General features: G+C 66.4%; 9 protein-coding genes. 6 read left to right on the top strand and 3 right to left on the bottom strand.

The annotated features are described in order from the left end of the window. Positions 1 to 324 precede the first annotated feature (324 nt). From KEG57_RS51330 to KEG57_RS51315, 4 genes are all read left to right on the top strand, one after another. Entirely contained in the window at positions 325 to 624 is a 300-nt protein-coding gene (locus KEG57_RS51330) for a four helix bundle protein (protein WP_272459958.1), read from the top strand. Positions 625 to 899: 275 nt separating this feature from the next. Continuing rightward, on the top strand, positions 900 to 1,427 hold the full coding sequence (locus tag KEG57_RS51325) for an RNA polymerase sigma factor (RefSeq protein ID WP_308215672.1): 528 nt from the start codon (positions 900 to 902) through the stop codon (positions 1,425 to 1,427). 316 nt (positions 1,428 to 1,743) lie between these two features. Then, positions 1,744 to 2,100: an arsenate reductase family protein gene (locus tag KEG57_RS51320; RefSeq protein WP_272459957.1), complete on the top strand. Its 357-nt coding sequence runs from the start codon at positions 1,744 to 1,746 to the stop codon at positions 2,098 to 2,100. A 1,194-nt stretch (positions 2,101 to 3,294) separates the two neighbouring features. Next, a complete protein-coding gene (locus KEG57_RS51315) occupies positions 3,295 to 4,455 on the top strand; it encodes an NAD(P)H-dependent flavin oxidoreductase (protein WP_272428215.1) in 1,161 nt (386 codons plus the stop codon). A gap of 70 nt (positions 4,456 to 4,525) precedes the next feature. Here the strand turns inward: KEG57_RS51315 and KEG57_RS51310 are convergent, their stop codons facing one another. The 3 genes from KEG57_RS51310 to KEG57_RS51300 form a co-directional block, all read right to left on the bottom strand. Then, the gene (locus KEG57_RS51310; protein ID WP_272428214.1) at positions 4,526 to 4,702 is read right to left on the bottom strand and encodes a cupin domain-containing protein; all 177 of its coding nucleotides are present in this window, start codon (positions 4,700 to 4,702) and stop codon (positions 4,526 to 4,528) included. Between the two features lie 411 nt (positions 4,703 to 5,113). Continuing rightward, a complete protein-coding gene (locus tag KEG57_RS51305) occupies positions 5,114 to 6,178 on the bottom strand; it encodes a hypothetical protein (protein ID WP_272459956.1) in 1,065 nt (354 codons plus the stop codon). A gap of 588 nt (positions 6,179 to 6,766) precedes the next feature. Further along, complete coding sequence (locus KEG57_RS51300) at positions 6,767 to 9,004, bottom strand: RCC1 domain-containing protein (RefSeq protein ID WP_272459955.1); 2,238 nt, start codon at positions 9,002 to 9,004, stop codon at positions 6,767 to 6,769. A gap of 1,036 nt (positions 9,005 to 10,040) precedes the next feature. On the opposite strand from KEG57_RS51300, the gene KEG57_RS51295 reads away from it, so the two are divergent. Beyond that, a complete protein-coding gene (locus tag KEG57_RS51295) occupies positions 10,041 to 11,528 on the top strand; it encodes an OmpP1/FadL family transporter (RefSeq protein WP_272428211.1) in 1,488 nt (495 codons plus the stop codon). Then, a complete protein-coding gene (locus tag KEG57_RS51290; protein ID WP_272428210.1) occupies positions 11,525 to 12,349 on the top strand; it encodes a hypothetical protein in 825 nt (274 codons plus the stop codon). Before KEG57_RS51295 ends, KEG57_RS51290 begins: the two co-directional genes overlap by 4 nt. Positions 12,350 to 12,699 lie beyond the last annotated feature (350 nt).

The following is a 12,699-nucleotide window of genomic DNA, read 5'->3' as shown; positions in this document are numbered from 1 at the left end:
CATGCCGAGGAGCGAAGAAGGTCGGAGGAAGGCAACGGCGCACGTCAACGCGGCTACCGCCACACGGAAGCGCAGCGTAAAAACCGCGCTAAAGGCCTTGACGTCGGAGCTGCCTCATCGTCGCCGTCCTCGCGCTTCGCGCTTCGCGCTTCGCGCTTCGCGCTTCGCGCTTCGCGCTTCGCGCTTCGCGCTCCGCGCGGCTCCGCGCGGTGCTGCGCAGCCTTGAAGAGCGCTCCGCGCGACGGTCTGGGACGAGGGTCCCGGCGATTGGGTCGTCGGGCGGAGGGTCTCGTCATGCTGAGGATTTAGGAAGTCGTTTTGGCCATGGCTGGGGACGCGGCGGGTGTCGCGGAACAGATTGAACGGAAGGACTCGGATTTGGCCCGGCAACTGCGCAGGGCCATGCATAGCGTCGCGCTCAATACGGCCGAGGGGGCCGGTAACGTCGCAGGACATAAAAGGCAGCGTTATCAGTCGGCATTGGGCTCGGCATGTGAGGTGCTCGCCTGCATCCAGGTCGCCCAGGCCATGAGGTACATCGGCGGGGTCGATGCACGGGTGCTCGAGCGCATGGACCACGTCATCGCCACCCTGGGCCGCCTCGTCTACCGCCGCACTTCGTAGGAGAAGCCTCCCTCGCCCCTCTCCCGGGACGGGAGAGGGGTTGGGGGTGAGGGACTCTCACCCCAGGATCACGGCTCCCATTCCAACCCCCCTCGTCCCATTCAGGTCGGATCGTGGGTTCTCCCGCGACGAACCAATTCCACATTTGGTGGTTGAATCGCGCCCCGATTCATGAGACAAAACAAGCGACGCCAGCCGGTGCTACCCACACCGACCGGCGTCTCCCCACAACCCCGACACGTCCGGAGTCATGAGTATGGCAACGATACCGCTCCATCCGCCGCCGGCAAACTTTACGGCGTCGCACGCCTTGCTCGGCCGCCTTTACCTCGAACACTGCGATTTTTCTTTGCCGCCTGCTTCTCAAGCAGGCCATCCCCTCCAGTGATGTGGACGATGTCGTCCAGGAGGTCTTCATCACGGCCTGGCGACGCCTCGAATGTCTGGTCACGCCGGAGCAGGCGCGGCCGTGGCTCGTGGTGATCGGGCTCAACCGTGCGAGCAATTATCGAAGGCTCGCGCGTCATGAGCGAGAGGTCTTCACGGGGCTCGCGGAGGAATGTCCCGAGCAGGAGCAGGACGACGCGTCGTCGCCCGATATGCTCTTGCAGGCGACTTATGGGCTGTTCCGGCTGAAGCGGTTCCTCTTGAAGATCGGCCCGCGCATCCGTGCGGTGGTCGTGCCGTACCTGGAGGGCCGTTCGATACGGGAGATTGCCGAAGCGCTCGGCATTAAGACGAAGACCGCCTACGCCCGCATCTCCCTCGCCCGACGGCACCTGCAAAGGCTCGCGCTCGCCTGACCCCGCCTCCGCTCCCGCTCCCGCTCCCGCTCCCGCTCCCGCTCCCGCTCCCGCTTCCGCTTCCGCTCCCGCTCCCGCTTCCGCTTCTGCACCCGCTTCCGCACCCGCTTCCTTTAACGAGGTCGATCCCAAGGTGCGCTTCCACGGCCTGCGCAAGCTCGCACGGACGCGGCGCAGAGGAGGCTCGAGCGCGTCTTGACGATCAACCAGAAATGGTCGTGACTTGGCACGTGGACGCGGGGTACGACACGGCTTTGCGGGTGGCGGAGCAGAAGGGGGAGCGGGTGCCGCATCGGGTGCGGTGATCTCGGGCGAGATGATTCAGATCTTCGGCACCGAAAAGTGCAAGCTGACCCGCGCTGCGCAACGATTTTTCGCGGAGCGGCGTATCAAAGTGCAGTTCATCAATCTGCGCGAAAAAGGCCTCTCCAAGGGGGAGCTCGCCAGCGTCGCGCGCGCCGTGGGCGGCATGCGCGCGCTTTATGCCGAAGACAGCCCTCGCGTGAAAGAACGCGGCCTTCAATACCTCGACCCGAGCGAAACACGCCTCGCGGAGCTATTTTTGGAGGATCCAATGTTGCTTCGCACGCCGATCGTACGCGACGGCGCCCGCGCGGCCGTGGGCGCCGCCGAGGTGACCTGGAAGGCGTTTGCGGAGGCAACCAAACCGTAAGCGGGCGGCTCGACTTTGCCGTCCCGGCCGGCTATCTCTTGCCGATGCGATCGTTGTCTCCCCTCATGTTCGTCGGGCTCGCCGTGCTTACGCCCCTCGTTTGGGTCGCCTGCGCCGAGCCGCCTTCGGGAAACGCCCCCGTGACGCCGTCCGCCGACACAAGGGCAGGCTCCTCACCGCCGGCCGCTGCGCCGCCCTCCACCGCAGCATGCGATACGCTTCGTGCCGAGGCCCGCGACGCTTTAGGCAAAGCGCAAGCCAAATCCGCCGCTTGCACGACCGAAGCCGATTGCGAGATTCTTTCGGATGGCATTTGCATGGCTGCGAGCTGCGGCGTCAGCATCGCCAAAGCCGCGCGGGCCACGTACGAGGCGGACCGAAAACGTATCACGGAGCCGGCTTGTGAGGCTTGGACCAAGAGCGGCTGCGACAAGCTCGTACCCATTCCGATTCCCTCGTGCCCTATGCTCGTGCCCATTTGTAAAGATGGAGTCTGCGCTTCGCGGTATTGAGCCACCCTCCGCCATCTCGGCCGCCACACCTGGCAAGTGGCCCATCCGGTACGCGACCTGCCCCCTTCCTCAAAAGCGGTACACAACCAGATCCCGCTTGCCGCTCCCGCTCCCGCTCCCGCTCCCGCTCCCGCTCCCGCTCCCGCTCCCGCTTCCGCTCCCGCTTTGCGACGAGGTAGGTCAATCGGTGGGAGCTTGCGCCTTCATTTGGGGAGACGAGTCACCGGAAAAAAGGGTACCTCCAGCACCCGCTGGACAGGGTGGTGGGCCTGGACAGACAGGGCGGCGTTGGCGGTGGTTCCAGTGACGCGGGAACGGCCCAAGCGTACGTCCCACCTTGGGGTGCACCTGGCCGCCGCAAAAGGTCTACTTCCAGCCCTCGAAAAGCTGCTTCGCTACGCGAACGGAATGCGTGGGTCTCAGGACTTCGCTCGGTTGCAAGGACAGTCGGGAGTGCTCGGGCAGGGCTCGAGCGTGCCATCTCCGCCCCAGGCATTGCAGTAACAATTCGCCATCCTCTCCGAATGCCGAGTCTCGGCGAATCTGATAAGCTGCCCTGTCGCTAACGAATCGTAGGGAGGGAACAAACATGACAACATTGGGTGGCGCTCACGCAGAGTCCGCTTCGTCCGTCGTCGGTCGCCGTCGCATTCTTCAGATGCTCGGCCTAGGTGGTGCCGCGTTGACCGTCGGCTGCGCCAATGCCGTCATCGAAGGGGAGCCGGTCGGCGAGGACGACCAGCTGCTGAAAGACGGGGAGCAGAAGAAGTGTAACAACGGTTCGAGCTCCCTCTGCACGAGGCTCACCGAAGAATACGGGATCACCTTTCCCATCGTGGGCGCCGGCATCGCTTTTCACGCGCTGCCGAGCCTCGTGGCCGCCATTTCCAACGCCGGCGCACTGGGTGTTCTAGGCGGCTCTCCGGAGAGCCCGGCGCATCTCGCTCAACGGATCCAAGAGGTCAAAGCATTGACGAACCGCCCATTCGGAGTGGATCTCGTCCATGTGAGCCTCTTCGGTGGAGCCGTTCCTTCCGTCACGGAGGAACACATCGACGTTTGTGTCCAGGAGGGCGTGAGGATCGTCGTCTTCTTCTGGAACACGCCGCCTGCGAGCTGGGTAGCCAAACTGCATGCCGCTGGCGCCAAGGTCTGGATGCAGGTCGGCTCCCTGGCAGGCGCGCTGGAAGCAGTGAACGTCGGCATCGACGCCATCATCGCCCAAGGCAAGGAAGCAGGCGGCCACGTTCGTGGTGCCGCGCAGGAAGACGCAGGCGGCGGGGCCGTAACCCCGCTCGACGTGCTCCTTCCGGCCGTGGTCGAGGCAGTCGCACCCCGTATCGTGCTCGCCGCAGGTGGCATTGCGGATGGCAAGACGCTGAAGAAGGCGCTCAAGTTGGGCGCCGAGGGAGCCTGGGTCGGGACACGCATGATGGCGTCCGTCGAAGCCTACTGCCACCCTGAGTACAAGCAACGCATCGTTGCCGCGGGAGAAGGAGATACGGTCATCACCACGATGTTCGGACCCGAGTGGCCTGGCGCGCCCGTCCGCACGATCCGCAACCGTGTCGTCAACGAGTGGGCGGGCCGAGAGGACGAGATTCCGGTGCCGCCGCCGCCGCCGGCGCTCATCGGCACGACGCTCCTCTTCGGCGTCCCCTACGACATGCCGAAGTTCTCGGGGATTCTTCCCACGCCCGATACGACAGGCGACTTCGAGGAAATGTGCATGCCGGCAGGGGAGAAGAGCGCACCCCTGGTGAACGACATCAAGCCCGCCGCCCAGATCATCGAAGACATGGTCGGGCAAGCGAGAGCGCTTCTCGAAGACGAATACCTGTAGCTGTAGCGGCCTGTTGAAACCCGTACGCGCATTTTCAATCTCTCGGGCTACCTGACCCTTCTGCATGGAGTCAGTGCGCAGGATGGGTGTAGTCGAAGAACGACTTCTGGAAGACCGGCGTGAGGACCTCCCAGGTGACGATCGAACCCTGCGCGATGAAGTATGCATCGCCCGGTTTTAGAGAGAACTCGTTGCCGTCGCTGTCCGTGATCTCGAGCAAGCCGTGGAGCACCTGGGATGTGCTCATCGAAGGGGAAGACGATGCGGAGGCGCGCTGCGCCGAGTTGCTCGAACACGCCGTGCGCAGTCACGCCGTCGGGTGGAGCGTCGAACCGGATCTTGATCGTCGGATCGCCCTCGAGCACGGTGCCTCCGAGCGCCGGGATCTGCGAGGTGACATCCACGAAGTCGGCGTCGTCCATGGGGGCCCCTATACGATAGGAATCGACGCCAGCACCAGATTGCGCCTGCTCGACTTCAGCGATTGGGGGATCGTGGAGGGCGGGATCGGCGATGGGATTGGCATCGCAGCCCCAGAGGACGAGCGGACAGGCGACAAGCAAACGAAGGGACATGGTGTGCTCCTCAATTCGGGTCGAGCCTCCAAGCAAAGGGCTGCGAGGCTGTTGCTCTGGAAGAACGAGACCGCTGGCTTGTGTCACTGCGGCAGGCAATCGACGGCGCAGGTGACGGCACTTTCGCCGGGGTCGCAGCTCCCGTTGCCGCAGGTGGCCAAGCAGTCGGCGGGGCATGTGGCCACGTTCTCGACGTTGGCAGCGGTGGTGTTGCACGAGCCGTCGCCGCAGAAGGGCTCGGGGAGCGGGCCGTCCGGCGTGGTGGACGGCGAGTTGAGCCACAGGGACGGCTCGAATGCGCCCGGCCAGTAGGTGAGCACGAAGTAGGTGTCGGTGACGTCGGGTGGGATGCGTACGAGCGGTAGCGCGTCCATGTCGGGATCGAGCACGGGCTCCGATGCGAGGCCCGCGAGCGTGGCCTCGAAGTAGGGCGGAGGCTCGTTCCGCTTCACGCCGATCACCACCTCGGCCACCACCTGCTCGGCGTCGCTCCACAGGAGCAGCGCCTGCGCCAGCGTCCCGCGCCTGCACGCGGTTTCACGCATGCGCGAGTTCCAGCGCGCGGTCAGGTTGGCGCGCAGCGCGTGCGTTTGCGTCGTGGTGATCTGCCAGCGCGTGATCTTGATGGCATAATCGTCGGTGAGCGGGCGGAACTGCGCGCCGCCGAGCACCTCGTAGGCGTGGCCCTGGAAGCTGTGGTTGAACTCGGGCCGGTCGACGAACAGCACGCCGTCGAGGCGGTAATTCGCCACCACCTCCGAGATGTAACCCTGGCAGTCGAGCAGGGTGGCGCACTGGTAGAAGCCTCCCGCCCGGATCTGCGACACGTTGCCCTGGTCGTCGAAAATGAAGAACGCAGGCACGTGCTTGTTCAGCACATGGAGGCCGTTTTCGGCGGCGGCGCGCAGCATGTGGACCTGATCGTTCGCCAGCACCTTGCCCACGTCGGCGAGCGGCAGGATCGACGGGTCCAGCGTGATGTTGTTGAACTGCGCGCCGCCCACGTCCCGGAGCTCGTAGCGCGCGGCGTCTTCGCAGCTCGGCGGGCCCAGCGCTGCGCGCGCCTCGCCCACCGGGGCTTCCTCCGCGCCGCCGACGCACCCCGCGAGCGCCGCGCACGCCACGACCCAGCACATCCGTCTCGACATGGCTCCCCTCCTCGTCGGCATCGAGCCGGGGCACGCCGCAGCGCTCCTCGGTTCAATCATGGGCCGAAGCTAGCGGGCGCACGACATCTGCGCATCCCTACAATGCAGTCAGGGGGCAGCGGCGCGCATGTCAGGCAGAAGCGCGCGAGATGCCACCTCAACTCGGGTCGGTTGGCGGAGAGGCACGAGCGCGCGCATTACCCACGACCGGGCCGTATTTGCTGGGTGGAAAGGACCCCGGGAGGGGTCGCCGTTTGCTTTGGGGAAAGCTCGGGGGCTCGTTCGGGGGCATCGAGACCCTGTCCCAATACCGATCAGACGCCGGTCGGCCCGGCTCCTGCGGAATCGCCAGCGCTTCCATTGGCTGGGGCAGCTCCCGCTTGCTCGGCCTTCTCCCTGGCCGCGCGCGTGCTCTCCCATTCACGCAAAGGCTTCCTCAAGACTTCGGCGCGCGCAGCCGTCTCGGGCTTTCCGCGCTTCACGGTGCCCGCCACCTGGATGAGATAGCCCGAGCGGGCATTCGCCTGACCGCTTCCACGGTGCCGCGAAGTGCCCTGTATCGAGGTGCGCGAAGCAGGGGCGCTCACCTCACGGCCGCGCGCCTACCCGAGCGCCCTGCCGCCTTCGCCGCAGCGCGAGCAAGAGCCCGAGACCGATCCAGGGGGCTCCGTTCGCCGAGCCGCCCCCGACGACGCAGGCGCCACAGCCACTCTCGCTCGACGGGATTTCCCCGGCGCTACCGCCTGCGCCTGCACCCGTGGTCGTGCTCGTCGCCATCATCCCGCCGGTCCCGGTCGCGCTGCCGCCGCCACCGCCGCCACCGCCGGTCCCGGTCGCGCTGCCGCCGCCACCGCCGCCACCGCCGGTCCCGGTCGCGCTGCCGCCGCCACCGCCGCCACCGCCGGTCCCGGTCGCGCTCGAGCTCGAGCTCGACGTCGGTCCCTCGATCTGGCACACGCCGGCGAGGCAAACCCCGCCTGCACAAGGCGTATTGTCCGGCTTATGGATCGGTGAGCACACCCCATTGACCGGGTTGCAGAGCCCAACTTCGCACTCGCCCACCGGCGGGCAGACAAGCACGTTGCCACCGCTACACATCCCATTCTGGCACGTGTCCGTTTGCGTGCACGCGTCGCCATCGTCGCATCCCGCCCCATCGGCCTTTGCCGGTGTGGAGCATAGGCCCGTCGCGACATCGCAGATGCCCGCATCGTGGCATTGGTCCGGTGCCGCGCAGGTCACCGGGTTCGCGCCGGTGCACGTACCCGACTGGCACGTATCCGTCTGCGTGCAGGCATTGCCATCGTCGCACGATGAGCCGTTTGGCTCGAGCGCGCCGCTGGAGCACACGCCCGTCGCCGCGTTGCACGTGCCCGCCGTATGGCACTGGTCCGGAGCCGCGCACACCACCGGGCTCGCCCCGGTGCACGTCCCCGACTGGCACGTATCCGTCTGCGTGCAGGCATTGCCATCGTCGCACGACGAGCCGTTCGGCAGCGGCGCGGTGACGCAAGTCCCTGTCCCCACGTCACACGCGGACATGCCGCTGCACAGCGAGAAGAGACTCAGTCCGCTCGCTTGCACGGGTAAGTGGCTTTCGATGGTGGTACCGTCCCCGAGCTGCCCATGGAGGTTGTCCCCCCAGGCCCGGACCGTGCCGTCCGACTTCAGCGCCACGGTCTGACTGTGGCCTCCCGCCACCGCGGTGATTCCGCCGAGGTCGGTCACCTGCCCAGGCGTGTTTCGATTGATGGTGGTGTTGTCGCCGAGCTGGCCTTCGTTGTTCCGGCCCCAGGCCCAGACCGTGCCGTCCGACCTCAGCGCCAGATTGTGGTCGCCGCCCCCCGCCACCGCAATGGCAGCACCGAACAAGAACAGGCTCGTGGGAAGGTGTCGCTCGGTGAACGTCGAGTCGCCAAGCTGGCCGTGGCTGTTTCGCCCCCAGGCCCAGACCGTGCCGTCCGACTTCAGCGCCAGGGTGGTGTACATGCCCGCCGTGATGGCGGTGACGTTGTTCAGCCCGGCCACGGTCACGGGTGTGCGTCGGTCGACGGTGGTGTTGTCCCCGAGCTGGCCGTTCAGGTTGTGCCCCCAGGCCTTGAGCGTCCCGCTCGACTTCAGCGCCACGGTGTGGTCGAAGCCAGCCGCCACCGCGGTGATGTCGCTCAGCCCGGCCACCTGCGCAGGCGTACTTCGAGGCGTGTTGGTGTTGTCGCCAAGCTGACCGTAATCGTTTCGCCCCCAGGTCCAGACCGTGCCGTCCGACTTCAGCGCGACCGTGTGGTAGCCGTTCACCGCCACCGCAGCGACACCGCCGAGGCCGCTTACCTGCCCAGGAGTGGATCGATTGATGGTGGAGTTGTCGCCGAGCTGGCCTTCGGTGTTCCGGCCCCAGGCCCAGACCGTGCCGTCCGACTTCAGCGCCACGGTGTGTCCGTAGCCCGCCCCCACCGCGGTGACTCCAGCGAGGCCGTTCACTTGCACGGGCGTGTGTCCATCGACGGTCGTGCCGTTCCCGAGCTGACCGAAGTTGTTGTACCCCCAGGTCCAGACCGTGCCGTCCGACTTCAGCGCCACGGTATGGGACTCGCCGGCAGCAAGGCTCACCACCGCGCAGCGCGCCGGGTTCCCGTTGCAGTCACCCAGGCTGCCCGCTCCCGCCGTCAACGCTGCCCGCGCCTCGGCCGTCTCCTCCGACGCCGGACTCGCGGCCTGCTCGCCCCCGTCTCCTCCTGCGCCCATCCCCGAGGAATCGACGCCACAGGCGCCCGCAAGCAAAACGAGCGGCCCGAGCCACAGCGGTACATAGAATCGATGATTGATCACTTGAGTTCCTTCTTGGAAAGAGACGGTGAGAGGATGCGCAAACGGCGCGTTTCGTCGCGAGGGCAAAGAAGCGTGCGACGACGGCGCGCCGGTTGCCTTCATTACGCTGCGGGCGAGCCACGATACAACCCCTCGAATCGGACAGTGTCCGACACCTGCGCCGTCAGCGCCTCAGGCCGGAGTGCGAGCACGGCGCTCAGGGTAACCAACCCGCCCATTTGCCTTCGTGCACGACGAATCGCGGCAAACTCCCAATCGCTTCCACGCGCTCCCGAAACGAGTCCCAATACGCGCTGCACGACCCGGTAAAGTACCGTGTCCTCCGGTCGATGCCGCTCGTACCGGCCGCCGCCATGCAATGCGGAAAGCGCGTTCGAAGGACCCACGCGCGGCGCCATCGCGCGCGGCGTGCCAAACGAAAGGCGGGCCGATTGCCGAGCTCTTCATCGATCATCCCGACGCTCGCCACCCTCCGCCATGGCCCCCGCCACACCTTGCAAGGCCCATGGCCCATCCGGCGCTCGACCTACCCCCCTTCCTCAACAGCGGTACACAATCAGATCTCGGTTGCCGCTCCCGCTCCCGCTTCCGTGAAAGTGGCGGGCCGCCCCCTCTGCTCGTCGTGCTCGCGGGGCAGGTCTACGCGGATGCGCTGGTATTTAATGCCACTGGCATTATCTGCTCCGGCCGTGAAGGCGTGCGGTGCGCGGGTGGCGTGGCTCGAGGAGGGAATGTAGCGACAAGCCTCCGATACTCGTTTCCTCGTGATCCCTCGGCCCCACGAATGACGAACATGGCGAAGTCTGGTAACGTCTTGGCCGGAGGTACGGAGTGGGCGGGACGTCAAGCCAAATAGGTGTGTCCGCGAGAGAGCCATGGCAGGTCGAACACGAGCCATTGCTTCAGAGCGATAGGAACAAGCTCGGGGAGCTAGGACTGGCTTTCAATGATGGCAGTGCCAGCGCTGGCCGATGCGGTGCCGTTGCGCCGTCGAGCAAGCCCGGCCCCGCCCCGCGTTGCCCACGGAGGCCCCGTCGTGTCTGAAGTTGTCCGTATCCTCTCTTGGACGAGCCTGGTTTACGGGCTCCTCTCGCTTTCGAGCCCTCGGGTTGGTCACGCCGGAGGCATCGAGTCTACCGTCGCGGGCGCACGCGCCGTCGGTCGCGGTGGCGCGATGGGCGCCTCTGCGACGGGCTTCGACGCACTGCGGTACAACCCCGCCCGCCTGCACCTCACGAAACGCTGGAACATGGGGCTCGACGCGCAGCTCCACGTCACCGAGGTCTGCTTCGATCGCGAGGACCTCGACGGCACGACGTACCCGACGGTCTGCAACGAGGCGGGTCCGCTCATCGTGCCGCAGCTCGGCGTCTCGATCCCGCTCGGTAAGCGGTTCGGGATCGCGTTCGGCATCCTGCCGCCGCCTTCCGCGACATCCAAGCTCGAGTTCGGCGACCCGACCGATGGCACGATCGAGGTCGATGGGCAGCGCGTTGCCTCTCCGTCGCGGCACGCGAACGTCATCACGGACAACTCGGCGCTCTTCCCGACGGTCGGGTTCAGCGCCTCGCTGCACGAAAGGATCCGTGCGGGCCTCTCGTTCGGCTCCGGGATCGTGATGGTCAAGAGCATCTCGTACACGGCCGGCATGCCGGGGGCGGGGCCGACGCTCGACACGCGTAACGCGCTCTCCGGGGTCGACTACTTCGTGCCGAAGGTCGTCTTCGCGGTCGATGCCGAGCCGATCGACGGCTTCTCCATCGCCTCGATCACGACCTACACGGCCGACGTGAACGCCGACGCTGCGCTTTTCCTCTCGGGCCTCAGTGGCGGTGGCTTCTCGACGCGCGTCGACGGCGTGAAGGTGAACCAGCCATTTGGCTGGGAGACCGCCGTTGCGCTTCGCTACGCCCACTCCCGCTTCGACGTCGAGGTGGACGTGGCGTACCAGGGCCACGCGGCGACGCAGCAGACGACGGTCGACATCCCCGACGACGCGGCGCTCCCGATCGACGTGAGCGTCGATGGAATGCCGCTCGGCGCGCTCCCGGACGTCAAGTACGTCGAACGACGATGGAGGAACCAGTTCGTCCTCCGCGCGGGCGGCGACGCCATCGTCTTGCCGGATCGCTTGTGGCTCCGCGCGGGCGTCTCCTACGAGAGCAACGGCAACACGCACGGATACCAGTCGGTGGAGAACTTTCTCGCGCCTCGAACGGCCCTCCACGTCGGCGCCAGCGTCCGCGTGCACCAAGCGTTGCAGCTCAACTTCGGCTACTCGAAAATCTTCCAGCCGGACACGACCGTCGCGCCCGGGGACGCGCGCATCGAGCAGGGAGTCGGCTCCCGTCCGCCGCCTCTCGATGACCCGAGCCGCACCGTCTACATCAATGGCGGACGCTACCGAGGCGGCGTCCACGTGATCGCCCTCGGCCTCACGTTCGAGCTGCCGGCGCCAGAATCCAAGCCCACGCTTGCCGCCGCCAAAACCTCCGAGGACCCGGCAAACAGGGAACGGCAATGAAGAAGTACGCTTTTTTGACCCTCCTTCTCGCGGGCTGCATCGCCGATTTGAGCGTCGGGGTGCCCGAGCCGTCCGAGCAGTGCAATCCGGAAGGTCTCGACGTGCTTCTCGACGTCTTTCCGACGTGTGACCTCGGGATCTGCGGCGATATGCCCGAGCACCAGGCGCGCGGCCGCTGCGTCGACGACAATCAGCTCGGCGCCGAGCAACTCGAGCTCCTCGCGCCCTGCGCGAACACCACGGCGCCCTCGCACTGCGTACCCGTGGAGCTCGTCGTCACCGACGGCCTCACGAAGCCGCCCGTCTGCGAGTCCATCGGCGGCGCCGAAGGCCGCTGCATGTCGCTCTGCGTCCCGCAGATCCATGCAAAGCGGGACCAGCTCCCGCAGGACGTCTGCGAGGACGGAAAGCTCTGCGCGCCTTGCTACGACCCGTTCACGGGCGAGTCGAGTGGAGCGTGCGACGCGAGCGTCTGCGACGCCCCGGTCGAGCCCCCGGTCACCTTCCCGACCTGTTGCGAGGGCAAGGGCGGCGGGAGCTGCGCGCCGCGGACGCTCATACCCGACGACAAGGAAGAGAAGCTCGGCGAAGACTCGTGCGGCGAAACCCCGGAGGACGACGTCTGCGTCCCGACGGGTTTCGGCGACACGAACTACGTGCCGCCGACCTGCGACGCGGGCATCGTTCTGGGCGAAGGTCGATGCCTCCCCACGTGCATCCCGCTGGTGAGCACCATCGACATCATCTTGTCGCAGAAAGACTGCCCCGAGGCGTTCCAGGTCTGCGTTCCCTGCTCGCTCAACGGCGACTACTGCAACTGACGTAGGCTTCGCCGCGCCATCCGTGAAAGCCGCGAGAGGCCCCTCTCGCGGCTTTTTTCGTCACATCATTGACATCCGCAAGGCCACGAAGGACGTGACAAGAGCCGTCACCTCCCTGCATGCCGACGAGGCCACGAAGTTGGGCGCGGCAGGATTGCTCGGTGGGCGATGCTCCATAAACTCGCGCTATCGCGAGTGCGTGGCTCAGGAGCACGGATGATGCCGCCGAGCAAAATGGCGGTTGTGTGGTGTGGATCGCGCGGGGCTGGCTGATCGAAAAACGCAAGGCTGATCAAAAAGCGCAAAAAAACACGTGGCAGCGCGACGATCCGGCTCTGTCCTGGGCGACG

Source organism: Polyangium jinanense (genome assembly GCF_028435365.1).
The sequence above is the reverse complement of the archived record's forward strand: the minus strand, read 5'-3'. Positions and strand labels throughout refer to the sequence as shown.